Source organism: Neisseria sp. P0022.S009 (assembly GCF_051956675.1).
Lineage (GTDB): Bacteria > Pseudomonadota > Gammaproteobacteria > Burkholderiales > Neisseriaceae > Neisseria.
In genome coordinates, this window is the sequence record NZ_JBQCXE010000010.1 from 17,869 (window position 1) to 44,145 (window position 26,277).

The window sequence follows — 26,277 nt, forward strand, 5'->3', positions numbered from 1 at the left end:
ACGCGCTTACTTTAACAAGGCCGTCTGGAAACTGGAAAGAATGCTTTGTTTGGTATAAAGACGATTTTGTTATATTGAAGAGATGAAAAGGCCGTCTGAACATCATATTTCAGACGGCCTTGCTGGTGTGGTAGTAAGTATCAATAGGCAACAGGATCTTGAGAGGCAGGTTGGCGTTGCGCTGCATCGTAGTTTTCCTGAGCCGAGCGGACGGCTTTTTCCAAACCGTTGATCCGTTCGAGATAACGGGCATAGTTGCGTTCATTGCCGTAACGCACTTTTTTGCCTTCTTCCAAATTTTTCTTGGTGGTATCTAAAGCACGCTTGGCCGCGCCGACATCAGCCGGATTGATCGGGGCGACAGCTTCTTCCGCCTGTTCGGTTTTGCTTGGGGAAATCGGCGTTGCCGATGTTGAAACAGGCGCAGAAGTATATACGGACGGTTTGCCGATATTGCTGGCTTTGCAGTTTTTGCCGCCGGCTTGGGTATAGACTTTGCGGCCGGCAGAATCGGTACATTCAAAAATAGGCGCGGCGGAAACCGCAGTTGTCAAAGCGAGCAGTAATGTGCTGATCCAGATTTTGTTCATTTTTATTTTTCCTTAAAACCATTTCCACCAAACAAACAAAGCCGCAATCATGATGATGTTGGCGAAGAGGATGGGTTTCCACTGTCTGGGCGCGTGCCGCAATTCAGGGCCAGATCGCGTGCGGCGGATATAGAAAAACGGGCTGAGCAGCATGGAGGCGGCACATACCAAAATAATCACGGCGTAATAGATTTTGTGCGTTTCCATATCGTTTCTCCGTTTCAGACGGCCTGAAATGCTGCCTACAACGCGTCTTTGCGTGAAGCGCTGCCTGTTTTCATCTTGTATCGAAATTGGACGCATTATTGGGCGCATTTGCCATGGCCTCAATCCTGAGGTCTTTGCAAAAATATGCTACAATCGCCTCCGATTATAACATTCTATTTATAAAGGTTTTACGAATAATGATTTCTACCAACGGCATCACCATGCAGTTCGGCGCAAAGCCGCTGTTTGAAAACGTATCCGTCAAATTCGGCGAAGGCAACCGTTACGGCTTGATCGGCGCCAACGGCTCAGGCAAATCCACCTTCATGAAAATCCTCGGCGGCGATTTGGAACAGACCGCCGGCGAAGTCGCGATTGAAAACGGCGTGCGTTTGGGTAAATTGCGCCAAGACCAGTTTGCCTACGAAGACATGCGCGTGCTGGACGTGGTGATGATGGGGCACACCGAAATGTGGGCGGCAATGACCGAACGCGACGCGATTTACGCCAATCCCGAAGCGACCGAAGACGACTACATGAAAGCCGCCGAACTGGAAGCTAAGTTCGCCGAATACGACGGCTACACCGCCGAAGCACGCGCTGCCGAATTGTTGAGCGGCGTGGGCATTTCCGAAGATTTGCACAATGCGACCATGGCAGAAGTTGCCCCGGGTTTCAAATTGCGCGTATTGCTGGCGCAAGCCCTGTTCTCCAAGCCAGATGTATTGCTCTTAGACGAACCGACCAATAACTTGGACATTAATACCATCCGCTGGTTGGAAGGCGTGTTGAACCAATACGACTCCACCATGATTATCATTTCGCACGACCGTCACTTTTTGAACGAAGTCTGCACCCACATGGCGGATTTGGACTATAACACCATCACCATCTATCCGGGCAACTACGACGACTACATGCTCGCTTCCGCCCAATCGCGTGAGCGCGCCCTGAAAGACAACGCCAAAGCCAAAGAGAAACTGCAAGAGCTGCAAGAGTTCGTCGCCCGCTTCTCTGCGAACAAATCCAAAGCCCGTCAGGCAACCAGCCGTCTGAAACAAGCAGACAAAATCAAATCGGAGATGGTCGAAGTCAAGCCTTCTACCCGTCAAAACCCGTATATCCGTTTTGAAGCCGATGAAAAAGCCAAGTTGCACCGTCAGGCTGTGGAAGTTGAAAAACTGGCCAAACGTTTTGAAACCCAGTTGTTTAAAAACCTGAACTTCATCCTTGAAGCCGGTCAACGCCTTGCCATCATCGGCCCGAACGGCGCAGGTAAATCTACCCTGTTGAAACTTTTGGCCGGCGCGTACAACCCCGAATATTCAGACGGCCTGTTGCCGGACGAAGGCACCATCAAATGGGCAGAAAAAGCCAGTGTCGGCTACTATCCGCAAGACCATGAAAACGACTTCGACGTTGATATGGATTTGACTGAATGGATGCGTCAATGGGGCCAGGAAGGCGATGACGAACAAGTCATCCGCGGCACTTTGGGCCGCTTGCTCTTCGGCAGCAACGATGTTGTGAAAAAAGTGAAGGTTCTTTCCGGTGGTGAAAAAGGCCGTATGCTTTATGGCAAACTGTTGCTGTTGAAACCCAATGTCTTGGTTATGGACGAACCGACCAACCACATGGACATGGAAAGCATCGAATCGCTGAACATGGCGCTGGAAAAATACAACGGTACGCTGATTTTCGTATCGCACGACCGTCAGTTTGTATCTTCACTGGCTACCCAAATCATCGAATTGGATGGCAAAGGCGGATATGAACACTACTTGGGCGATTACGAAAGCTATCTGGAGAAAAAAGGAGTTTTGTAAGGAAACAATATGAATGCACATCTTAAAAAACTACTACAAAACCTGCTTGCGCTAATCGTGTTGCCTGTATTGGGCTGGTACATTACGCTTGGAGACGCTGTAAATGTTGTCGACACTGAACATGCTTCTCGTAAAGGCCGAGCAGTGGCTTGGTTATTTAATGAGTTTGGTGCAACCGGTGTTTGGGGCTTCTTGGGCATAATTTGGATTGTCTGCCTGTTTTTAGCCATTCGTTCATACCAAGCATGGCAGAAAGATAAGTCGCAGTAAATTAAGGTTCTAGATAGTATGTACTTGCTAGAAGAAAATATCCATATGAATCATTGAATTGAATGATACATCTGAATATAAACAGGTAATTGAAAGATATCTGGAAAAAAAGGTTTGGCTTAAATCTTTACCCCCAATCTAATAAGGCATTGAGATGCCGTCTGAAAATTTCTATATTTTCAGACGGCATTTTCTTTTCAAAATTAAACAATACCATATTGAACTTTTATGCCAAAATTATGACTAATAAAAGTTTTTTTGCAAAAGAATACTTAATATTACGACATTTTTGAAGGAATATATTAAATGGTAAACATTAAAACAGCAGTGCCCAATGCCTCTCAATATGGTGCCGAACTTGGCTATACGACTTATGAGGCAGAACAAGGTGAACTGAAAAACGGTGTTGTTAAAAATGCCCCTTCTTCAGAGGCAGAACACGCAACCGCCCGTGAAGCAAGCGGTCAGGCATATGTTGATTTGCCGACTAATGCATCTGTGTCATTTATTGCACAAGCAGATGCCAATGCCGTAACCGTCCGCTATACCGTTCCTGACGGTGAAAGCGGTAAAGTAGAAGTCAAAGTCAATAATACAGTGATCGGGACTTTGGATTTATCTTCCAAATCCAACTGGCAATATTTAGATAACTACAAATATCATCCGAATGGCGATATTAAAGTTCATGATACACCCGCGGCAGATAGGCTTGCCCGTTTCCAATTTGACGAAGTCAGCCAATTATTTAAAGATGCCCATATCAATAAAGGAGATACAGTTACCATCACTAATCTCGACAGCACGCCCGTAGGCATTGACTTGGTTGATTTGGAAAAAGCACCGGACGCCATTAGACAGCCTGAAAACAGTGTTAGCATTACTGATTTCGGCGCAGTTGCCAATGACGGCTCGGATGATTACCAAGCATTTATGGCTGCGATTGAATCTGCCAAAGCGTCTAAAAAATCTGTTTACCTTCCTGAAGGTCAATTTGATTTTTCACGACCAATTTCTCTTTATGTTCCTGATGGTATTAAGATTACCGGTGCAGGGCAATGGCACACTAAGTTACATTTTTTGAATACAGAAGCTGCTAAATACGATGATAATGGGTATGTGAGCGGTGGCGGCGGTATTACTTTTGAACCCGGTAGTAAAGATATAGATTTGGGCAATCTCTCTATGGATTCAAATCTAAATTCAAGACATGATGAGAAAGCCAATTATAAAGGGATATCCGGCACTTTAGGTACCGGCTCTTCTATTCACGATATCAAAATTGAACATTTTGAAGCTGGCGTATGGATTGGAGATTATTCTCAAAACAAACCTTTAAATTACACTGATGGTTTGACTATTTCTAATGCCACTATTCGCAATAACTTGGCAGATGGCGTTAACTTTGCCCAAGGTACCAGCAATTCCACCGTTATCAATTCCAATATCCGTGGCAATGGTGATGATGGATTAGCAACATGGTCGAGCATTCATGAAAATACTAATGCCCATGTTGCTGAAAATAACCGCTTTTTGAATAATACCGTTGAATTAGGCTGGCGTGCGGCCGGTATTGGTATCTTTGGCGGCAAAGGTCATGAAGTAGCCAATAACCTTATCAAAGATAATACCAATTGGGGCGGCGTACGCTTAAACACTGTATTCAAAAAAAGCCATAATTTTGATTTCAATGATACGGGTATTTCCGTTCACGATAATTTACTGGTAAGCAACGGGACTAATGCGGACACATATGGTCGTGTTAAAGGTTCTATCGATTTGGAAGAAGGCAGGGATTATGCTACTCCCAAAAAAGATATTTTGGGAGAACTCAAAAATATCAAAATTGAAAATAACACTATTGTGAATAATCTTTCCGACCAAGAAATTACCAAAACCCGTAATCCTAAAGAAGGTAATATTCCGGAGTCTGTAAACGAGACTACATTGACCATCGAAAATAATCACAGCCTTTCGGTAGCAGAAAATAATTCTGCAAAAAATGTAGCGGAAGTAGATGATCACAGTCTTACCCAAGCCTCGCTTCATTTAGGGGAGGATAACATCATAACCATTACGGACAGCAGCCATGCTCTTGTCAGTGGCGGCGATGGCAATGACCGGATCAGAGGTAGTTTGGGTAATGATACGATTAACGGTGATTCAGGTGATGATGTCATTTTCGGCTATGATGGAGACGATCGTCTTAATGGCGGTATGGGCAATGATTCTGTACATGGAGGTAATGGCAACGATACCTTATGGGGAGAAAGTGGCGATGACCGTTTGAGTGGGGGTGATGGCGACGACGTTTTATTCGGCGGACAAGGAACCGATTACTTGGTTGGCGGCAAGGGTGCCGATACTTATGTTTTCAGCCTTGGAGAAGGTAAGGATACGATTGTCGATAATGTGGGCGAACATAATGCGTTGCAATTCGGCCAAAATATCTCTGTTAATGACCTGCACATTGATGTTGCCACCGATGTTCGAGGCAATACTGATTGGAAAATTACCATCAAGGGATCAGAAGGGGACAGCATTACCATCAATGATCAGTTCGTTTCCGGTAAAACTGATGCTGTGATTGATACCTTCCGTTTCGATGAAGGTACATTGAGCCTGCAAGAGTTGATGGGTAGATTGTCAGGCAACGGCAATATCAGTCATTTGTCAGCCGTCAATACGCACACTGAGCGCATGAGCTACTCGTCTGTCAATACGGCTGATGTTCACGATGATGCAGTATCTGCCGCCAACGCTGGAATCATTTAATTAGCTGTTTTTTAGGCTGAATAAAGGCCGTCTGAAAACTGGAAAACAGATTTCAGACGGCCTTTTGTTGCTTATCTTGTTATGGTTGGTTGTTTAGAAGAGCATTAACTGAATAAACCTTTAAACCACAACACAATCGCATCCCACATACGGAGCAGCCAGCTGCCTTCTTCCACACCGTTTAGCGCGACGGCGTCTTTTTCGGCAATGACTTTGCCGTCTTTCATGACTTTCAGTTTGCCCAATACTTGGCCTTTTTCAATTGGGGCGAGGACGGGCTGAAGTGTTTCTAAGATTGGTTTGACGTTTTTGCCGGTATCGTGGGGGATGGTAATGTAAACATCGTCCAAGAAACCGATATCTACGGCTTTGGCGCTGCCTTTGTAAACTTTGACTTGGGAAATCACTTCTCCGCCGTTGTAAAGTTTAGGCGTATCAAATGCCTGCAATGACCAGTTGAGCAGTTTGCTGCTTTCGCTGGCGCGTGCTTCGGTAGATTCGGCACCGGCAAGGATGGAAACAATACGGCGGTTGTTGCGTTTGCTGGAAGCAGCAAGATGATAGCCTGCGCCTTCAGAATAGCCGGTTTTTAAACCGTCGATACTGCTGTCGCGATAGAGCAGGAGGTTGCGGTTGGGCTGCTCGATATTATTGTATTTGAAAGATTTGTTTGCAAACAAAGGATAGTATTTCGGATAGTCGTTGATCAGCGCGGCTGCCAAAATGGCCAAGTCGCCAACGGTTGAAACATGGCCGTTAGAAGAAATGCCGGTCGGATTGTTGAAGTGGGTGTGCTTCATGCCCAAGCGTTTGGCTTCTTCATTCATTTGTTTGACAAATTCGTCGATGGAGCCGTTGCCGATGGCTTCTGCAAGGGTGATGGCGGCATCGTTGGCCGATTGGATGGTTGTCCCCTTAATTAAGGAGCTGACGCTGACAGGCACTTTTGGGTCGAGGAACATACGCGAACCTTCGACCTTCCATGCAGCATTGGAAACGGTCAGCATTTGGCTTGCTTCAAGTGTACCGTTTTCTAATGCTTTAAAGGCAAGGTAGGCAGTCATCATTTGCGTCAACGCGGCAGGTTCGATAGGCGCGTCGGCATTGTTGGATGCCAAGGTTTGCTTGCTGTGCAGGTCGGTAACGATGTAGGCAGTCGCCGCGATTTCCGGAGGCGTTGTCGGACTGTTGATGCTGTGCAACAATGGCTGCGGCTGTGCCTCGCCTTGTACGGCAGGTGCGGAGGCAACTGGATCGGCGGCAAGGGCGTGGGTATTCAGGAGGGCAGCAAAAATTAAGCTAAGTAGCGTTTTTTTCATCATTGTTTGTAGATTTGAATATGGGTGGATACTGTTATTGAGTAAACAGTTTGGCATACTAAATAGATAGTAAGCGGACATTATACCGTTTCATTCAGGATTTGCTAAGATTTTTCTTGCCTTCAGACGGCCTCAGGGGTATGGTTTTAACTTTTTCCTCCGGTTGATTTGACCGAATTGCAATTTATTTCCGAACACTAAAATACCATGAACCATTCCCTTCCTCTTTCTGATTATCTAACCCGTATTTTGACCGCTTCCGTTTATGATGTGGCCGTAGAAACGCCCTTGGATTTGGCTCGCAGTCTGTCAGGCCGTCTGAACAATCAGGTTTTACTCAAGCGCGAAGATTTGCAGCCTGTGTTTTCGTTTAAAATCCGCGGCGCGTACAACAAAATGGCGAAGCTGCCGAAAGAAGCCTTGGATTGCGGCGTGATTGCTGCCAGCGCCGGCAACCATGCGCAGGGTGTGGCTTTATCGGCGCAGTATTTGGGTTGCCGTGCCGTTATCGTGATGCCGGAAACAACGCCTAAAATCAAAATCGATGCGGTAAAGAGCCGAGGCGGCGAAGTGGTATTGAAAGGCGTGTCTTACAACGATGCCTATGATTATGCGATGGAGTTGGCAGAAAAGGAAAAACTAACCTATATTGCGCCCTTTGATGATCCTGACGTAATTGCCGGTCAGGGAACCATCGGCATGGAAATCCTCCGTCAACACCGTAATATCAATGCGATTTTTGTTCCGATTGGCGGCGGCGGTTTGGCAGCAGGCGTAGCGGCATTTATCAAACAGGTTTGCCCTGAGATTAAAGTGATTGGTGTGCAAACCGATGACTCTTGCTGTATGAAGCAATCGGTAGAGGCAGGTGAAATCGTACATTTGAAAGATGTCGGCCTGTTTTCAGACGGTACTGCGGTTAAAGTGGTGGGCGAGGAAACCTTCCGCCTGTGTAAAGAGCTGTTGGACGAAATTATTACGGTCAATACGGATATGTTGTGCGGCGCGATTAAAGATATTTTTGACGATACGCGCAGCATTACCGAGCCTGCGGGCGCATTGGCACTTGCCGGCCTGAAGGCTTACGTTGCGAAAAACAATATTCAAGGCCAAAACTTAGTTGCCGTTACCAGCGGCGCCAACATGAACTTCCACCGCTTACGCCACGTTTCAGAGCGTAGTGAGCTGGGCGAGGGCAATGAAGGCATTTTCGCCGTTACCATTCCCGAAGAAAAGGGCAGCTTCCTGAAGTTTATCAATTTGTTGGGAAGCCGGAACATTACTGAGTTCAACTATCGCTACGGCAGCGATAAAAATGCGCATATTTTTGTCGGCTTGCAAACTGCCGGTGCGCAAGACTTGGCCGTCATCAGCAAACAATTGGCTGACGCAGGCTTGCCCAATGTCGATCTGACCAATGACGAAATCGCCAAAATCCATATCCGTTACATGGTCGGCGGACGGACGGAAAAAGTAGCCAACGAACGTTTGGTTAGCTTTGAATTTCCTGAGCGCCCGGGTGCGTTGTCCCGTTTCTTGAACCATATGCGTGCCGAGTGGAATATTACTTTATTCCATTACCGCAACCATGGCGCAGACTACGGTCGTATTTTGGTCGGTATCGATGTGCCGGAAAGCGACAATGAGGCGTTTGCCGACTTCTTGGATAGCTTGGGTTATGTCTATAAAGAGGAAACCGACAATCCGGCCTATAAACTTTTCTTGGCTTAATCAATAAGATAAAAGGCCGTCTGAAACTTTTCAGACGGCCTTGTGTTTTATATTTTGCTTTATTTTTTGCGGAACACCAAGTCCCAAACGCCATGACCCAATCGCTTGCCGCGGGCTTCAAACTTGGTTTCAGGACGATAATCAGGCGTAGGGGCGTAATCGGCAGCCGTGTTTTGCAAAGCGTCGAAACTGCTCAAAACTTCCAGCATTTGCACGGCGTATTCTTCCCAGTCGGTCGCCATATGGACATAGCCGCTGCTTTTGAGTTTGGGCAGCAGCTTTTCAACAAACGGCACTTGTACCAAGCGGCGTTTATTGTGGCGTTTTTTGTGCCAAGGGTCGGGGAAGAAAATATGAATGCCGTCTAAAGAACCGTCTTCCAGCATTTTTTCCACTACTTCCACAGCATCATGACGCATCACGCGGATATTGGAAATGTGTTCTTCCTCAATCAGCTTCAAGATATTGCCCACGCCCGGGCCGTGAACATCAATCGCTAAAAAGTCGGTATCGGGCAGATGTTTGGCGATTTCCACTGTCGCGACGCCCATACCGAAACCGATTTCCAATACTTTAGGATTGTTCCGTCCGAATACACGGTTCAAATCCAAAGGAGCTTCTTGGAAGTCCACACCAAATTGCGGCCACATCGTATCAATGGCGCGCTGTTGAGCCGCGGTCATATGGCCTTGGCGCAAGACGAAACTGCGGATGCTGCGTTTGTGTTCTTCAGGAACGGTATTTGCGGGTGTATTTTCTGGAATGTTTTCGGACATGTTGTTTTAAATCAGTGAGAAATCAAATAAAAAGGCCGTCTGAAAGAATCAGACAACCCTGCATATAAATCGGCGTGATTATAGCGAATAAACGCTCTTCCCGAAACCTTTTAAAAAGAAGGTTTCAGACGGCCTGATTAAGACAATACCGGTTGCGGTACTTTGTGTTGCACCGCATAAACCGCTGCTTGTACACGGCTGCTTAGGTTCAACTTGCGCAACAGGTTTTGCACATGCACTTTAACGGTTGACTCTGCCAGATTCAAATGGCGGGCAATGATTTTATTGCTGTGTCCGGCGGCAAGATAGCCCAAGATTTCCATTTCGCGCGGGGTCAGTTGCTCCAGCAGATGGTCGGAGCGGGAAGGAGAAGGGGAAATCAGCGATTGCACCAAGCGGCTGGTCATTTCTGGAGAGAAGACATTGTCGCCATCAACAGCTTTGCGGATGCTTTCCAACAGGAAGTCGGCATTGATGTTTTTCAGCAAAAAGCCTTTTGCGCCCATACGCATACATTCGGTCAAATCGTCGCTGTCTTCAGAAACAGTCAGCATAATGACGGTCAGCTGCGGATTAATACTTAAAATTTGAGCCAATGCTTCGCGACCGTTCATGACCGGCATATCCAAATCCAGCAAGACTACATCAGGCTTGAGCTGCTCAACCATTTTTACGCCGGCCAGGCCGTCTGAAGCTTCGCCGACGACTTCAAAATCAGGCTGGCGCGAAAGCAAGGCCTTGATACCGCTGCGAAATAGGGTGTGGTCGTCAATAAGGGTAATTTTAATCGTCATGATGCTGTTCTCATTTGTTGAGGCAAAGTCAGCATAACCGCCGTACCTTGCCCAATCTGCGATGTAATGGCCAATTCTGCGTTAATCCGTTGGGCACGTTCTTGCATAATGCCCAAGCCGACATGTTCGCCTGAAGGCCGGTTTGATAGGTGTTCTTTATTAAAGCCTGCGCCGTCGTCCCGAATCGTCATGACAAAATCGCCGTGGTTGGCAATTTCGACGCTGACATGTTGCGCACGGGCGTGCTTCCGGATATTGGACAGGCTTTCCTGCAAGATGAAGATGATTTGCAAATGCTCATCATAATTCAAAGCCTGCCCGTCGTCCTGCCATTTTAAATCAACTGGAATACCGGTTTGTCGTTCAAAACGCGCCAGCAGCGATTCTACCGCTTCAGGAAAATCTTTATTACTGATTTTGGTGCGGAAATTCATCAAAAGTTCGCGTACGTCTTCGTAGCATTCCTGCACGCCGTCTTTGATGAAGCCGATATTTTCTTCGGCCTGCTCGCGTTGGTCTGAAGCAAACGCGCTTTCCAGCATTTGTACCTGCAAATTCAAAAAGGTCAAAGCTTGCGCGATGCTGTCATGCAAACCTTGCGCAATCAAGTTGCGTTCCTGCAAGACAGCAAGCAGGCGGCGTTCTTGTTCCATGCGGTTGTTGGCGATGGAAATCCCCAGCTGTCCGCTTAAAGTCTGCAACAATTTTTCATCTTGCTCATTGGGCATCTGGCCGTCTGAAAAATACAGGGCTAATACACCGAGCTGTTCGTCTTGGTAAACGATTGGGAATTCTACACGATTTCCCTCTTCGGTTTCACCGACACTTGCCGCCAAGTCAGAGCGTTTGCGTTCTTCATCGGAAAGATATACCGTACCGCCCAAGGAGGAAAACGCCGGCAGAATCTGAGCCAAGAATTCTTCTGCGGCCTGTTGCGGCGTAAAGGTTTGGTGCAGGTTGCGCGTAGTCTGGTAGAGCAGGGTCAAATCACGGTTTTGCCGGGCCAAGTCTTGGGTTTGTTGGGCAACCTGTCCTTCCAAATCCGTATAAAGCGTTTTCAGACGGCGGCTCATTTGGTTGAAGCCCTTGCTGACTTGGGCAAATTCACGAATTTGGTCTGTATCGATTTGAACCCCGAAACGGCCTTCGCTGATGGTTTCCACCCCGTCGCGCAATTTTTCCAGCGGCCGGATGATCCACGAATAATGCCAAACAATCATCAAGCCGGCAGCCACTAAAATCATCAGCATCATCGCCATTTGAAAACGGCGCAGCCACAAAGTATTTTGCTCGTTGGCGTTTTCCATCGCCTGTAAAAACAGCTCGATATTGCCGGCAAAACGGTACAGGCCGATTTGGGTCGGCCGCTCGTAATGTTGTAAAGAAGGCTTGATGTTGGATTCCCAATCAATCAACAGCATCGATTGGATCAAATCGTAAGCGAGCGGCATTTGTGACGGAATCAGCGGATGAATGGCATCGCTTTGCGTTACATTGGCCAGCGTACGTTCAAATTCTTTGATTTGGTTGTCGATTTGCGCATTGGGCGTACGGACGCTTGCCATATAAGCCAAGCGATACACCTGCATTTTCAAGCTGCCCGCATCTTCAATCGTTTTGGCCGCGCTTTCCAAACGCCAAGAAAGCAGCAGGGTAAAGGCAATCGATAAAAAAGCCGAGCCGACCCATAACACAGTCAGCAGTTTTAAACGCGAGGACAGACTCAGGCCGTCTGAAGATCCGGAGAATAAACGCATAAAGCACGCAGGAAGACTAATCCGATAATCTTATAAAAATATCATTCTTTCGGCCTATAAACAACCTGTCTAAAATAATTGTATGGTTATGATAAGAAAAAACAGGGGTTTAATGTAAAATCATGTTATGATAAAATTCATCTTAAGTGAATTAAATCACAAAACCAGGTTTCAGACGGCCTGAAGCCTTAAAACTTCTTCCATAAATACAACATCGCGAATAACACTTACACACTCTGCTTTGCAAAGGACTACCAAAATGAAAATTTTTGCACTGATATTGGCCGGCGGGCAGGGAAGCCGGATGGGAGGTGTCGATAAAGGGTTGGTGCAGTGGCATAACAAAGCCTTGATAGACCACGTTATCGAAAAAATCCGCCCGCAAGTCAGCCATATCGCCATCAGTGCCAACCGCAATCTCGAATCCTACGCCCAACGCAGCGCGCACGTTTTCTCCGATGCGCGCCAATGGCAACATTACGGCCCTTTAGCCGCCTTGTGTACCGCCGCCAACGATTTGCAAATTGCTACTGCAGACTGGCTGCTTATCGTCTCCTGCGATATGCCCCGCCTGCCTGAAAACTTGGTTTCCCAGTTTGAGACCATCGCCAAACGCACGCCGTTGTGCAATGCATTTTACGTTGAAACCCCGTCCAGACCGCATTACAGCGTAATGTTTATCCGTCCGCAAATCCTACAAAGTACCGTGCCATACCTTTATTCAGGAATGCGCAGCATACGCGGCTGGTTGCAGCAGCAACGCGCACGGGTCGTTCCTTTCCCTCATGAGCAGGATTTTATCAGCTACAACACGGAAAACGATTTGGCTCAGCCTTTGTAGTTGGGTAGGTAAGGGGACTAATGTTCAGGTAGAGATATGCTAAATTGATGATTATTTAATATCTTTTAATAGGTAATAACTATCTTGTAATTAGTTCCCTTAGAAATTCATCAATCCGTATATTTAAATAAAATATACGTTCTTCGTTAAAATAAACTTTGGCTTTTCCCTATCGGCTGTTTCTTTTAGGTCATTTAGTCTGCCTAAGTTCAAATTATCTACGAACAAATCCTCGTAAAACAGTTAACCGAAAAAATTCACGGGATATTCTGATTTTACGTTGCATGGCTTAAGATGCTCAGACGGCCATACTTTCAAGATAAAGGCTAAAATGGCATAATAGCAGCCCCTCTTTTTTAGAATTGTCTGGTTTAGGAGAGTCAAATGAATATTTTATTATTAGACGGCGGTAAAGATTTCGGACATTCACATGGTGAGTTAAATCACACACTTCATAAAAAAGCGAAAGAAGTTTTGACCGCACTTGGACACAATGTTAAAGAAACCGTGATTGATGCCGGCTATGACGTTGAAGCAGAAATCGAAAAATTCTTGTGGATGGATGCCGTGATTTGGCAGATGCCGGGCTGGTGGATGCACGAACCTTGGACAGTGAAAAAATACATAGACGAAGTATTCACCACTGGACACGGCAAGCTTTATCAAAGTGATGGTCGTCATCGTGTCAATCCATCCGAAGGTTACGGCACAGGCGGTTTGTTACAAGGCAAAAAACACATGCTTTCACTTACTTGGAATGCGCCGATTGAAGCGTTCATCCGTGAAGGTGACTTCTTCGAAGGTAAAGGTGTAGATGTATTGTATATGCACTTCCACAAACTCAACGAGTTCATCGGCCTGACCCGTCTGCCGACATTCTTATGTAACGATGTGATTAAAAATCCACAAGTAGAAAAATACTTAGCTGATTACCAAGCACATTTGGAAAAAGTATTTGGCTAATTGCAAAAGTACTTTGCAATCTGACCGCACTTTGCAATAAAAAGCCGTCTGAATTTTCAGACGGCTTTTACTTTTAGCGCATCCATAATCAACTTAAATATATTAGAATTCCCACGGAGGCTGGGGTAATAGAGGTAAAGCGGATCGTAAGTCATCGCATATTCAGGAAGTAACTCGACTAGCTGACCTGATTGAATTGCATCCGCCACGATCATATGTGCTACCCACGCGATGACGAGGCCGTCTGAAACGGCTTTCAGGCGCAGATGGTTGTTGATGGAAAACTGCGATTTGGGCGTGAACGTCATCCGCTCTTTTTTGTCTTTGAATTCCCATTGCTAATGATCAGACGGTTTTTTAATTTTAAAAATGATTAATTGATCATTACCATTTTCCAGTTATCCCTATCCTGATGGTTCTGCCCGGTGCAGGCAGGTAAGAACGGCTCATCGGGTCGAGGTAGTAGCGGTTGGTCAGGTTGCTGCCAACAAGCTCGGCAGTCAGGTTCTTGCCGATTTTATAACGCAGGTAGGCATCCCATACCGCAACAGGCTGCCAGCGCATATCGTTATGCTGGGGCTTGTGGTTACTTCCCATATATTGGTTGAATGTGTCATAGAAGGCTTGCCATGCATCATTGCGGTTTTCATAGACACGGCTGTGGTAATGAAGGCGCACACCTGTTTCCAGCCTGTTGGCAAGGAAACGGCTGCCCAATTCGGCATCAATCGACCAACGAGGTTGAAGCGCGCTTGCCAGATAGCCCGAATCGGTCAAGCCGCCGTGGTTGCAGACAGGACGATTCATAGTCTTACCGTTTTGCACAAAATAGCTTGAATCAACCATGCCCTCTGTTGCGGATGTCCAAGGGAAATTTTCGTCGCACATTTTGTTTTTCAGGCTGCGGAATACGTTCAGGCTGCCGAAGACGCGTCCGGTATCGAAGCGGGTGGACAGCTCGACACCACTGCGGATTTGTCTGTCGAATTGTTCGAATTCGAGATTGTCGTCCCTGTCGATAACGTTTTTGGTCTTGTTATGGAAGTAGTTAATGCGGAAATCCGCTTTTTTCATTTTCGGTAACAGCCCCGTCAAATCATGGATGTAGCCGACTTCCCAGTTTTTGGCGTGTTCGGGCCGCCAGCCATAGCCCATGCGGTTGAATGAGCCGGCGGCGGTAGAAAAGCCGTAAGTCCCTTCAAAAATGCTGGGGTAGCGCAGGGTTTCGGTATAGCGCAAATAGGCGCGGCTGTAATCAGTAAAATTGACAGTGGCAGAAAATGCGGGTACCCAACCGCTGCCTTTCTGCTTCATTGCCCTCTGCCTTTCGGCTTCGGTCATTGGCGTTGTGTAAACACTTGCACTGGCTGCGTAGTATTTAGGTACAAATTGCGGACTGTCCGGAATAGACGGGTCATATACAGGATTGGGGACTTTGGTGTGCAAATCAGGAATGCTGCCGTTGGTAAGGGGATGATCCTGCATATTCAGACGGCCTTTATCGTCTTTCAACCAATAGAAATCCACCTTTTCATTAGGATTGACCCATTTTTCGCGATCAACTGTCAAAGTCGGAATAAATTGTGAATTGACTTGAAACGAAGACAGGCTAATTTGTTCATGTTTTTTTCTTTGTTCTGAATATTCATCCGCCATATATAAAGCATAATCAAGACTGCCATTTGCCAAAGCATCGTCAATTGCCTTGTAATCCGCGTATTCTTGCGGCGTGGCAACCCTGCCGACCGAATATTTTATCCCCCTGTTCATTTCCAGCGGGTGACCATATTTGTTCTTACCGCTTTCCAAGCGTTTGCTTTTGTCCTGAAGCTGGAAATTCGTGTACCGTCCGCCCGCCGTCAACGTCAGCCAGCGGAACGGTTCGTAGTGGAAATTGAAGCCCAGATTGTATTCTCGCCGCTTGCCGTTTCGAGGTACGCCATATTGGTTCAATTCATAATTTGCCCTGATGGTGCTGTTTTCGAGTTCTTCACGATATTTGTCGTATCCTCCCCGCTCCAGCTCGTCTGAAAAATCATTGCGCGACGTCAGTTTTTCATTTTGAAAATCGCCCATCAAGGTCAACGACAGTTTGTCGCTCAATTTCATACGGTTGGAGAATTGAAAGCCTGTCCGGTTGTTACGGGCGTAATAGGCGTTGCCTTCGATAGTGTTGAACCTGCCGTTGGTATTGGGCGTTTCAGGTTTGGGCGGTTTGGGGGCTTCTATTCCTGCATCCAGCAATTCCTGCCGCTCTGCGGGAGTGTATTTCTGCCATCTGTCGTATTCGTCCCATGCTATTTGAAATTTGTTGTCCTCATAAACGGTATCGCCGGGTGAGCCGCCTGCGGTATTGGTTTTGGATTTGGTGCGCGTTGTCCAAAGCGTGGCATCGAAATCTATCCAACGGCTGCCCTCGGGCTTCCACGAATAGTCGATATTGTAGGAACGCTGTTTTACCCATGCCTGCGGCCATTCGGCAATTTTGTTGAGGACGGACGCATCCCAACTGATGGGGCCGATAATGCGCGAAGGCATAATTTCGCCGAACGTGGAATCGGTATGGCGCAGGCCGAATTTGAGCGTTTGGCGGTTCGGCAGACGGAAGGTGGTTTTACCTACCCATGATTTGGTTTCGAGCGAGGTATTGCTGACTTCCCCGCCCGGATGATAAAAAAGTCCGATTTTTGAAATATCGGGTGCGCCCAGCATGTTTTCACTGCCGAAAAATTTCTCACCCTTGGCAGCGGCTTCTTCTTGACGACGTTTCAATTCGTCTAAAGTTTCTTGTGTCCAAGGACCGATATAGCCGTAGCGTTCCGCCCCTTTTTTGCCGGAAAAATAATTGCCTTTACTGCGGTAGGCATAGGCGAGCATGGCATCGAAATTGTCCTGCTTGGTGGCAGCGGCGATGCGGTAGGCTTTATCCTCACCAAATTTATTGCGTCCGTTGAAACGCTGGTCGATTCGGTCGGTATCGTCAAAAAACGAACGCCAAATACCGCCCGTCGCTACTGCGGGAACAGGCAAGGTTCGATAATCGACTGAATGTTCATAAGCATTCTCACGCCTTTTGATGGAATTGTTGGCAGCTTCCGCCTTCACTTCAAATCCGTATTTCTGCCCTTCGGGGACAATATCGTCGGCATCGATGGTTTTCAGGGCGACGGAGCCGCCTATGCCGCTTTTCATATCACGGCTGAACGAAGGGCCTTTTTCGATGGAAACGCTGCTGATGATGTTGGGGTCGACGTAGTTGCGGTTGTTTGCGCCTGCGTAGCCGCGCCAGACGGTAATCGCCTGCTCGGTGCCGTCGATGGTAACGGGAATCCGTCCCTGCCCCTGCACGCCGCGTATATTGGGATCCAGCGCGCCGCTGTTGCGCGCGTCGCCGCTGTACACGCCGGACATACCGCTTAAAAGGTCGGATACGGTGTTGCCTTTGAAGGTTTCAACTTCGTTTTTGCCTTTGTAAAGATTGACGATTTCGCGGGTATAAACCCGGTTTTTACCGATTTCGTCTTTATTGCGCGTGCCTTTGACAGTGATGGTATCGAGAATAACTGTCGAATTATCTGCAGCATAAACGGTAGGTGCAAAACCAATGGCGGCGATGCAGGCGGAGAGGGTGGTAACTTTGATCGGTTGCATAGAATGTATCCATATAACTTGATTGGTAAGGTCGTCTGAACAAGACAGACCGAATAGATGCGATTACACTCTGACTAAAATAATACAAATAAGTTTGATTATTATTTATAATTTTGTGAAATTCTAACTAATTTTTAATAATATGGAAATGTTTTTTGAGTTTGAAGTAGATAGAAGGATGAGGGATAAGAGGGACAAATAAAAACTTGTTTGAAAATTTCAGATAGCTTTTGATTCGAATTTCAAATGCAACACTCGGGCACAAGTGGTTGGAACAGATTTAAAAATAAAACACTTGGCGTTTCGTAAGCTAAATGTTTTTTCGGCGATGTGCTTTTCTGGTTTTGCCGATGAAGGTGTCGGCTTCCCAATTGCCGATGTGAGATTTTTGGTCAAAGACGGTGGATGGGTTTTCTACGCTGACAAGGTCGGGTACTTTACCCCTGGTTCATAAATTACTGATTTAGCTGCGTCATACTGTATTTTGCGATTTGAAATGGTTGTTATTGGTGTCTTGCAGTTCCTAAACTTGCAAAAACCGCCTATTTATTTTATAAATGCAAACCATTATTATTCAAATAATAAGGTTGTGTAATGAAAAAGAAAGTGATTGCCTGTGTGGTAGGGGCGGTTTTTTCCGGACAGTTATATGCGGCTCAGATGCCGGTGGCTCAGGCAGAAATAGAGCCTGTGGTGGTTACGGCCGACCGCAATGCGCAAACCTTGGATAAAGCCGCGCCGAATGTGTCGGTTATTGGACGCAAAACCTTGAATCAAGCCTCGGCGCAGAATTTGGACGATATTGTAATGTATGAATCCGGCGTCAGCGTGCCGTCTGACAACAACCGCCGCGGTCATGCCGGTATCAATATCCGAGGCATAGACGGCAACCGCATTTTGATGATGGTGGACGGTGTGCGCATTCCCGAATCTTATGCAGGCGGCGGCTCCAATGGTGCGATTTCGGGACGCGATATGGTCGAAAGCGACACGCTCAAGCAGGTCGATATTGTCAAAGGACCTTATTCCGTGCTCTACGGCAGCGATGCGCTCGGCGGCGTGGTGAACATGGTGACGCTTTCTCCAAGTGATTTCGTCGATGAAGGCAAACGCGGTTATTTTGGGTTGAAACACGGTTACCGAAGCCGCGACCGCAGCCATGGGGTTACTGCGACTGTGGCAGGTTTCCATGAAAACGCCGAAGGTCTGCTGATGCTGACGCGCCGTCAAGGTCATGAAACCGAAAACATGGGCAGCGATACCAGCTACTCGACTGCACGTACTGCTACCAACCCGCAGAAAAACAATGCCTACAATATCTTAGCGAAAGGCAATATCGGCAACGAACGCCACCGTTTTGAAACTTTGTACGAACAGTATTACCATGCCAACGATACTGTATTGGCAAACGGCTTGGGTTCGCAATCGCGCGGGCCGGTAACCATCGCAACATCTGAGAGCAACGCCCGAGACCGCATCCGCCGTCAACGTATCGAAGCAGGCTACCGCTACACTGGCGAAGGCCGTCTGAAAGAAGCAAACCTGACTGCCTATCAGCAAAAACTGCGTACAGAAGACGATGCCGTCGATATCAGCATGACGCGCATGGGCGCACGTCTATTAGGTAACTCGACCCGTTATTCCGACTACGGTTTCAATCAGACCATACGCGGGCTGAACGGGCGCGGCGTGTGGGAATTTGACGGTGCGGTCAAACAAAGCGTCGTTGCCGGTGCCGAATACAAACACACCGAAACCGCCCGTCCGCGTGACAGCCTGACAGTGGACAACCTGACCGGCGCTGTCAGCAAAGTCTATGCAGGCAGCACCTATCCGAATAAAACCTTCCCCGACAGCAAGCGCAAAACGTTTAGCGTTTACGCACAAGACAGCCTGACTTTCGGCAACGGCATCGTCCTGACCCCGGCCCTGCGTTACGAAAAAGACAAGCTGAACACTTCGACCGACCAAGCCTATCTCAATGCCAACCCCAGCGGAACAGCGACGCGCTTCAGCGATTCTGCGTTCACGCCCAGCCTGCGCCTGAGCGTACCGATGGGTGAGCAGTTCACCGGTTTTGCTACTTATTCCCAAGGCTTCCGCACGCCGCCGTTTGACAGCGCGACCATGGCGTTTGCCAACACGACCTACGGCTATGCCGTCATCCCGAATGCGAATCTCAAATCCGAACGATCCAACAGCTTTGAGTTGGGGATGAAGTTCAAAAACGAACACGCCCGCGCGCAAGTTACCGCGTTCTACAACCGTTACCGCAACTTCATCGACCGCACCGAAGTCGGCACTTCCACCATAGGCGGCCGCCCGATTATCCAGTACCAATATCAAAACCTAGATAGGGTCAAAACCTACGGTGCAGAAGCCTCTGCCGCCTACAAATTCCTGCCGGGCTGGCAGGTTTCCGGCAGCATCGCTTGGATGAGCGGCAAACAGCAAGACGGTACGCCGCTGGATTCCGCTTATCCGCTCAACGGCGTTTTGGGTTTGGATTACACGCAGGAAAAATGGGGTGTCGGCACCAAGCTGCGCTGGTCAAAAAAACACAGCCGCGTCAGCAGCGACACTGTTTTCCAAGCGCCGGGGTATGGCGTATGGGATGTCGGTGCGTGGTACAAGCCGTTTAAAAACCTCGAAATCGGTGCAAACATTTATAACGTCGGCAACAAAAAATACTGGCAGCACGCAGACGTTGCCGGCATGAGTCGCTCAAGCGTGATGGACTTGTACACCGAAACCGGCCGCAATTTTGCCGCGACTGTACAACTGAAGTTCTAATGTGATTCAACCGTTTTCAGACGGCCTGAGAAAGCGAGCAGGCCGTCTGAAAGCATTCGACAAGGAAAATCAATGAAACTCAAACTCCTCCTGCTTTCCGCGCTTATTTCGTTGGACGGCACTGCACACGCACAACGCATCGTCGTGTTAACCCCCGATACGGCAGACATCGTTGCCGCGCTCGGCGCATTGGACGAAATCGTCGGCCGTGATCAGACCGTTCAAAATCCAGCGTTGAAAAACAAGCCCAGTATCGGCATTCATCGCCGCCTGACGGTTGAGCCGATTGTGGCCGCCAAACCCGACATCGCCATCGGTTCATGGATGGCGCAGCCTGCCGATATTTTTGCCCACCTGCAAAAAGCAGGCATTAAAGCCGTCAATGTTGCGCCCGACGACAGCATCGCCGCCTATCCGCAAAGTATCCGCAGCATCGGTCAGCTTATCGGCAAAAGCGTGCAGGCAGACAAGTTGGCCAGTAAATGGCAGGCGGATATGAAACAGCAGCCTTCCAGCGGCAAACGCTACCTCTTCAGCTACGACGGGCGCATCGTATCGGGCAAGAATACCGCCGCCGACGAAATCATCCGCCGTGCCGGTGGTATCAATGCCGCAGCCACCATTGACGGCCTCAAACCGATGACGCGTGAGGCATGGATTGCGGCCAAACCCGACATCATCATTATCGCCGACCACAACACCGCCATGATAGGCAATGTCAAAACTTTTGCCGCACGCCCCGAAATCGCCGGCTCGCCAGCCGCGAAAAACGGCAAGATTTATTTGTGGAAGGCCAACGATATGTTCCGTTACGGGCTGGATACGCCGCAAGTGATTCAGCGTTTGCACGGTTTGGCAAAATAAACGCGCCTGATTTGAAAATCCTGCCTGATTTTGTTTTCAGACGGCCTTGATGTGTTCTTTCTTATTGAGGAAGCAAAACGGCTGTCTTAAAAAGGCCGTCTGAAACCGTTCCTCAATCCGCTTAAACCGCATGATGTCATGAAACCGCATATCCTTACCCTTTGTCTGCTGCTTACTGCCGCCGCCGTTTATTTGTGCTGCGGCATCGGTTTTGGCGCGTGGGAGTCGCCGCTGGCGATGGATGAAACCGTCCGCCAAATTCGTTTACCGCGCATCTATACCGCGCTTTTGGTCGGAGCCGGTTTGTCCGCTTCGGGCGCAGCATTGCAGGCTTTATTTGAGAACCCGCTGGCCGATCCAAGTTTGATCGGGACATCGGGCGGGGCAGCTTTGGGCGTGATTGTGTTATTGGCTCTGGGCGGCGACGCGATGGGTGTGCCGGCGGCGGCTTTTCTTGGTGCATTGGGCGTGTGCCTGCTGATTTTGGCGGTGCACAAACTGCTTGGCGGCGGTACTTTGGGATTGCTGGTGTTGGGATTTGTGTTGAGCGCGTTTTCGGGCGCGGTGGTCAGCATGATTTTGTTTTTGTCTGACGATTTGGTATTGCGCAGTGCAACCACATGGCTGTCGGGCAGCCTTGCCGAAGCCGGTTTCTCATCGCCTGTCGCGGCAATCGCGGTCATGTTGCCCGGTTTTCTGATTTTGCTGTCGGCAGGCAGGCGGCTGGACGTTTTGATGACAGGTGAAGACACGGCTGCCAGTATGGGGGTGTCGGTCGGGGCATTGCGCGTGCAAACCGTAATCGGCGCGGCATTGATGACGGGGGCGGCGGTGTCGCTTTCGGGCATCATCGGTTTTCTCGGCATGATGATCCCCAATATGCTGGCGCAAACCGTCGGCGGCAGCCGCCGCAAACTGATTGCGCTGTCGGCTTGGTTGGGCGCAGTATTTTTGATGGTGGTGGACGGCGCGGCGCGCTGGCTGACATACCCTGTCGATTTGCCGGTCGGTATCGTGATTGCCTTATTGGGCGGACCGTTTTTTATGTATTTGTTTATCAAGCCTTTGAAAAGCCGTTGATGCCTGAATAGGCCGTCTGAAACTTCATTGCCCATATCTTTTGCCATGCACACCTTATTTCAAATCCGTAATCTTTCCGTCTGCGTCCAAGACAAAACCCTGCTTGAAATCGATCAACTGGATATACCTCACGGCATAACCGTCATTATCGGCCCGAATGGTGCGGGTAAATCTACTTTGCTGCGGGCCCTAATCGGGCAAACAGGGCAGGGGGAAATCACGCTTTTCGGTGAGGCCGTTGTGCAGCAAATCCGCGCGGGCAGGGTGGCATGGGTCGGGCAGCATGGCCGTTACAACATGCCGATGACCGTACGCGAATACATTGCGTTGGCGTCGTTCGTACAAAAAGGCCGTCTGAACCATGAATGGGCGGACGAGTTGCTCGATTATTTTGATTTGACGGTCTTGGCGGATAAGCGCATCGGCAAGCTCTCAGGAGGCGAACAGCAACGCGCCAACATCATCCGCGCCCTGTTGCAAAACGCGCCGGTCTTGCTTTTGGACGAACCGTGCAACCATCTCGATATCCGCCACCAACACCGCCTGATGCAGTATTTGGTCGGGCATTCGAACCGTGCCTCATCAATGATGGTATTGCACGATTTAAACCTCGCCGCGCGTTATGCGGAACATATTATCTTGATGAATAAGGGAAAAGTAGTTGCATCAGGCAAGGTGGGCGAAGTGATGCGCCCCGACTTGCTTGAATCGGTTTACGGTTGGCAGATACGCCGTTGCAAAGATGAGGCAGGGTTTTATTTCAGAAGCTGAGCGCCAAAAGGCCGTCTGAAAAACGATAAATAAAATTTATTGTATTGTTCAAAAATAAAACGAGATGGGAGGATGTTCTCAGCTTGAAGAACCAAATTTTGCGCATTTCACAAGTAAAATGCCGATTTCCATCAAATAGAAATATATTTTATTATTTATAGAATACAATATTTTAAAATAATACTAATTTTTAATTACACAAAAATATTGACAAGAAAATGATGATGGTTATTTAATATATAAATCTTATTAATAATTTTTATTAATCATTATCATGGTACAGCAGCTTGTTTGGACTCCGAAACAATCCGCGCCCAAGGCATTTCCCGAACGTCAGGCATTAATGCCTGTTTGGGGCGGCGTTCCAATGCCGCGCCCCCAGTGGCAGAACATTTGGAAGAAAAAGCTTCCCTATGCCGCCGATGTGGACGCGCTTGCTTATCTGCATATTCCATTTTGCGCCAACCACTGCGTTTTTTGCGGCTTCTACCGTAATGCGTGGAAGGACAGCCAAAGCAGCGTGTACACCGACAAAATTATCGAAGAAATGGCCGCTGAAGCCGAAGTCCGTACAGGCAAGGGCAAAATCCGAGCCGTTTATTTCGGGGGCGGTACGCCGACCGCGTTGCTTACGGAAGACCTCGTCCGCCTGATTCGTGCCTGCTACCAATATCTGCCGCTTGCCGAAGACTGCGAGTTCACCATCGAAGGGCGCATGAGCCATTTCGATTTAGAAAAAGCACAGGCTTGTCTCAAAGCAGGGGCCAACCGCATTTCCATCGGCGTGCAAACCTTCAATACCGCCATCCGCCGCCGTCTCGGCCGCAAACACAGCGGCGACGAGGCGTTTGAATATTTGGCAAAATTGTGCGAACTCGATGCCGTGATTGTGGCTGATTTGATGTTCGGCCTGCCCAATCAAACCGATGAAGTTTGGCAAAACGATATTGCCCGCGCCGTCGAGCTGCCTCTGTCCGGTTTGGATACGTATGCGTTCAACCTTTATCCCATGCTGCCCATCAACCGCATGATTGAAAAAGGCGCATTTCCGACACCGCCGGGTTTCGATATTCAGGCAGACCAATATGCCTACACGGTTGAAACGCTGCTGGAAAAAGGCTGGGAACAGGTCAGTAACAGCCACTTCGCCTATCCCGGCCGCGGCGAACGCAACCGCTACAATACCCTGATCAAATCCGATATTTCCTGTTTGGCGTTCGGCTCCGGCGCAGGCGGTAACTTCGGCGGTTTCAGCTATCAGGTGCAGGGCGATTTAGAGAGCTATCTCGCCACGCCGAAAGGCGAGAAAAACATCGCATTTATGAGCGGCCATAGCCCAAATAAAGCACTACTCAGCAAAGTCCAGCACGATATTGAAACAGGCCGTCTGAATCCATCATTGTTTGACGGCAACAAAGCAGCGCAAAAGCTGATTGCCCAATGGCAGGAAATGCAGCTTTTTAAAGAACCCGATTCAGACGGCCTGATCCGTTTGAATACCAGCGGCCGTTATTGGTCGCCCACCCTTATCCGCAAACTCATGCTCACTCTTCCGACTCAAGAAAAGGATCAAACCATGCAAAAACTTTCAGCCGAACAACAAACCATGTTGCGCCAATCATTAGAAAAAAATCCCGGCCAAGTGCTGGAAATGCTGGCCGCGCAAAACCAATGCAGTTTTGAAGACGTTATCCGCTGCCTGCCTGAAGAGAACGTGTGCCAAACCGAAGGCAGCCGCATTGTCGAAATTCTCCAAGCCATCGCTGCATGGGATGAATCCGTTACCTTCATCGCCCACACCCCCGATGCCATCGTCGAAGTCAGCGGCAAACTGCCTAACGGCAAAGTCGGCCGCGGTTTCTACAATTTTGACCATCCCGAAACCGACGGCGGCGTACACGGCCACATCTACTACGAAAACTGCGCCTCCATCTACCTTTTGGAACGTCCGTTCATGGGTAAAGCCACTTGCTCGCTCAACTTTATCAACCGCAACGGCGGTGCCATGTTTAAAATTTTCGTCGGTCGCGACGAAGCAGGCGAGTTGAAACAACATCAAATCGAAGCCATGCGCAAACTGTTTGATGCCGCTTAAACGGTTTCAGACGGCCTGATAATCCGTTCCTTGTTACATAGAGGAGCGGATTTTCTAACAATAAACATCTACCATACAAAGGAATCTCAAACATGCAACTCATCTTCGGAGCCAACGGCCCGTCCGGCCGCGCCTATATCCGCACATTGACTAACTCAGCCGATACCGTCGCCGTATTGAGAAGACCGTCTGAAGACAGCTTTTTTGCCGAACACAATATTCAAACCATCGTCGCCGATGCGCTTGATGCCGATGCACTCGATAAAGCGTTGGCACAATACCGTCCCGATACCGTGATCAGTTTTGTCGGCGGCAAAAACGAAGAGGGCATCCGCAGTGATGCGCTGGGCAATATCAACATCATTGCCGCTACGAAAGCCGCCAATCCGCAAGCCCGCTTTGTACTGATTACCAGCATGGGCTGCGGCGAACAATGGGATATGATGAGAGAGCCGTTCAAACAAGCACTCGGCGAAGCTGTCCGTGCCAAAACAGAAGCCGAAATCTATCTCAAACAAAGCGGTTTGAATTGGACCATTTTGCGCCCCTGCGGCCTTGCCGATGGCGAAGATAATGCCTATACCTTGATACAAAATGCCCAAGAAATTCCGCAAAAATACATGACGCGCAACGGCTTGGCCGCCGCCGTTGCTGCTATTGTCGGCCAAGCGGACAGCAAGTGCGAAACGTATAGCGTTGGTACGGCATAAACGGATTGAGTAGATTGCCCACTTTCCATTGTTAAAGTTGGAGTAGGTAATTGATTAGCAGCCGATCAAACAATAAAGGATTTGCTGAGAAAAGACTGGGAGATATAAATAAAAGGCCGTCTGAAAAATTTCAGACGACTTTTTACTTTTGAATTCTGTAAGTAATTGAACTACTGAGTAAAACAGGATTTAACAGGCTAAAATGCTGGCATTATGAATTTAACATAATATAAATTAATTTCCTTTTCCCTATTCTTCTACAAATTCCGCTGTTTTGTTCCTATATGTCAAATGAGAATTAATAATACTCTAGAGAGTATGCTCATAGTACTCCAATTTTTAGTATAAAATCAATAGGTTTTAAGAGAATTGTGGTTGATTAATTTACCACTTTTTCCCTGAATGGTGGAATAGGGCAGGGTAAAATGGTATTTTATCCCTTATTTCAACCGTTCAGACGGCCTTTT

At 48.2% G+C, this 26,277-nt stretch carries 19 protein-coding genes and 1 pseudogene; 12 read left to right on the forward strand and 8 right to left on the reverse strand.

The window, feature by feature from the left end; all coding sequences use genetic code 11:
* Window positions 1-140: 140 nt before the first annotated feature.
* Both ACTHUG_RS10730 and ACTHUG_RS10735 read right to left on the reverse strand, forming a co-directional pair.
* Entirely contained in the window at window positions 141-590 is a 450-nt protein-coding gene (locus ACTHUG_RS10730) for a DUF4124 domain-containing protein (RefSeq protein WP_440386720.1), read from the reverse strand.
* 12 nt (window positions 591-602) lie between these two features.
* Window positions 603-797 (reverse strand): hypothetical protein, encoded by a 195-nt coding sequence (locus tag ACTHUG_RS10735; protein WP_440386719.1) that lies wholly within the window; start codon window positions 795-797, stop codon window positions 603-605.
* Between the two features lie 197 nt (window positions 798-994).
* On the opposite strand from ACTHUG_RS10735, the gene ACTHUG_RS10740 reads away from it, so the two are divergent.
* From ACTHUG_RS10740 to ACTHUG_RS10750, 3 genes are all read left to right on the forward strand, one after another.
* Window positions 995-2,623 carry an ABC-F family ATPase gene (locus ACTHUG_RS10740; protein WP_070814066.1) on the forward strand — a complete coding sequence of 543 codons (1,629 nt, stop codon included), beginning with the start codon at window positions 995-997 and terminating at the stop codon, window positions 2,621-2,623.
* Window positions 2,624-2,632: 9 nt separating this feature from the next.
* Window positions 2,633-2,893 (forward strand): hypothetical protein, encoded by a 261-nt coding sequence (locus ACTHUG_RS10745; protein ID WP_440386718.1) that lies wholly within the window; start codon window positions 2,633-2,635, stop codon window positions 2,891-2,893.
* A 306-nt stretch (window positions 2,894-3,199) separates the two neighbouring features.
* Complete coding sequence (locus ACTHUG_RS10750) at window positions 3,200-5,665, forward strand: calcium-binding protein (protein WP_440386717.1); 2,466 nt, start codon at window positions 3,200-3,202, stop codon at window positions 5,663-5,665.
* Window positions 5,666-5,769: 104 nt separating this feature from the next.
* On the opposite strand, the gene ACTHUG_RS10755 is transcribed toward ACTHUG_RS10750, so the two are convergent.
* Window positions 5,770-6,987, reverse strand: a complete 1,218-nt coding sequence (locus tag ACTHUG_RS10755) for a D-alanyl-D-alanine carboxypeptidase family protein (protein WP_440386716.1) — start codon at window positions 6,985-6,987, stop codon at window positions 5,770-5,772.
* A 204-nt stretch (window positions 6,988-7,191) separates the two neighbouring features.
* Here ACTHUG_RS10755 and ilvA point away from each other — a divergent pair, with 204 nt between their 5' ends.
* Entirely contained in the window at window positions 7,192-8,715 is a 1,524-nt protein-coding gene (ilvA, locus tag ACTHUG_RS10760) for a threonine ammonia-lyase, biosynthetic (protein WP_440386715.1), read from the forward strand.
* 59 nt (window positions 8,716-8,774) lie between these two features.
* On the opposite strand, the gene trmB is transcribed toward ilvA, so the two are convergent.
* The 3 genes from trmB to ACTHUG_RS10775 form a co-directional block, all read right to left on the reverse strand.
* Entirely contained in the window at window positions 8,775-9,491 is a 717-nt protein-coding gene (gene trmB / locus ACTHUG_RS10765; protein ID WP_440386714.1) for a tRNA (guanosine(46)-N7)-methyltransferase TrmB, read from the reverse strand.
* 137 nt (window positions 9,492-9,628) lie between these two features.
* Window positions 9,629-10,285: a response regulator gene (locus ACTHUG_RS10770; RefSeq protein WP_003680203.1), complete on the reverse strand. Its 657-nt coding sequence runs from the start codon at window positions 10,283-10,285 to the stop codon at window positions 9,629-9,631.
* Window positions 10,282-12,042 carry a histidine kinase gene (locus ACTHUG_RS10775; RefSeq protein WP_440386713.1) on the reverse strand — a complete coding sequence of 587 codons (1,761 nt, stop codon included), beginning with the start codon at window positions 12,040-12,042 and terminating at the stop codon, window positions 10,282-10,284. Before ACTHUG_RS10775 ends, ACTHUG_RS10770 begins: the two co-directional genes overlap by 4 nt.
* 259 nt (window positions 12,043-12,301) lie before the next feature.
* Between ACTHUG_RS10775 and mobA the strand changes: the two genes are divergently transcribed.
* Together mobA and ACTHUG_RS10785 are read left to right on the forward strand one after the other, a co-directional pair.
* A complete protein-coding gene (gene mobA / locus ACTHUG_RS10780; RefSeq protein ID WP_036490834.1) occupies window positions 12,302-12,883 on the forward strand; it encodes a molybdenum cofactor guanylyltransferase MobA in 582 nt (193 codons plus the stop codon).
* Window positions 12,884-13,267: 384 nt separating this feature from the next.
* The gene (locus ACTHUG_RS10785) at window positions 13,268-13,846 is read left to right on the forward strand and encodes an NAD(P)H-dependent oxidoreductase (RefSeq protein WP_440386712.1); all 579 of its coding nucleotides are present in this window, start codon (window positions 13,268-13,270) and stop codon (window positions 13,844-13,846) included.
* Between the two features lie 56 nt (window positions 13,847-13,902).
* On the opposite strand, the pseudogene ACTHUG_RS10790 reads toward ACTHUG_RS10785, so the two are convergent.
* Window positions 13,903-14,169: pseudogene (locus ACTHUG_RS10790) on the reverse strand (LysR substrate-binding domain-containing protein); the annotation flags it as partial.
* Window positions 14,170-14,230: 61 nt separating this feature from the next.
* Window positions 14,231-17,497, reverse strand: a complete 3,267-nt coding sequence (locus tag ACTHUG_RS10795; RefSeq protein WP_440386711.1) for a TonB-dependent receptor domain-containing protein — start codon at window positions 17,495-17,497, stop codon at window positions 14,231-14,233.
* A 594-nt stretch (window positions 17,498-18,091) separates the two neighbouring features.
* On the opposite strand from ACTHUG_RS10795, the gene ACTHUG_RS10800 reads away from it, so the two are divergent.
* The 6 genes from ACTHUG_RS10800 (at window position 18,092) to ACTHUG_RS10825 (ending at window position 25,810) form a co-directional block, all read left to right on the forward strand.
* Window positions 18,092-20,290 (forward strand): TonB-dependent hemoglobin/transferrin/lactoferrin family receptor, encoded by a 2,199-nt coding sequence (locus tag ACTHUG_RS10800; protein WP_440386710.1) that lies wholly within the window; start codon window positions 18,092-18,094, stop codon window positions 20,288-20,290.
* A gap of 72 nt (window positions 20,291-20,362) precedes the next feature.
* Window positions 20,363-21,154 carry a heme/hemin ABC transporter substrate-binding protein gene (locus ACTHUG_RS10805; protein WP_440386709.1) on the forward strand — a complete coding sequence of 264 codons (792 nt, stop codon included), beginning with the start codon at window positions 20,363-20,365 and terminating at the stop codon, window positions 21,152-21,154.
* 138 nt (window positions 21,155-21,292) lie between these two features.
* On the forward strand, window positions 21,293-22,234 hold the full coding sequence (locus ACTHUG_RS10810) for a FecCD family ABC transporter permease (protein WP_440386708.1): 942 nt from the start codon (window positions 21,293-21,295) through the stop codon (window positions 22,232-22,234).
* Window positions 22,235-22,279: 45 nt separating this feature from the next.
* The gene (locus ACTHUG_RS10815) at window positions 22,280-23,005 is read left to right on the forward strand and encodes an ABC transporter ATP-binding protein (protein WP_440386707.1); all 726 of its coding nucleotides are present in this window, start codon (window positions 22,280-22,282) and stop codon (window positions 23,003-23,005) included.
* Between the two features lie 274 nt (window positions 23,006-23,279).
* A complete protein-coding gene (hutW, locus tag ACTHUG_RS10820; RefSeq protein ID WP_440386706.1) occupies window positions 23,280-25,100 on the forward strand; it encodes a heme anaerobic degradation radical SAM methyltransferase ChuW/HutW in 1,821 nt (606 codons plus the stop codon).
* Between the two features lie 92 nt (window positions 25,101-25,192).
* A complete protein-coding gene (locus ACTHUG_RS10825; protein WP_440386705.1) occupies window positions 25,193-25,810 on the forward strand; it encodes an NAD(P)H-binding protein in 618 nt (205 codons plus the stop codon).
* Window positions 25,811-26,277: the final 467 nt, after the last annotated feature.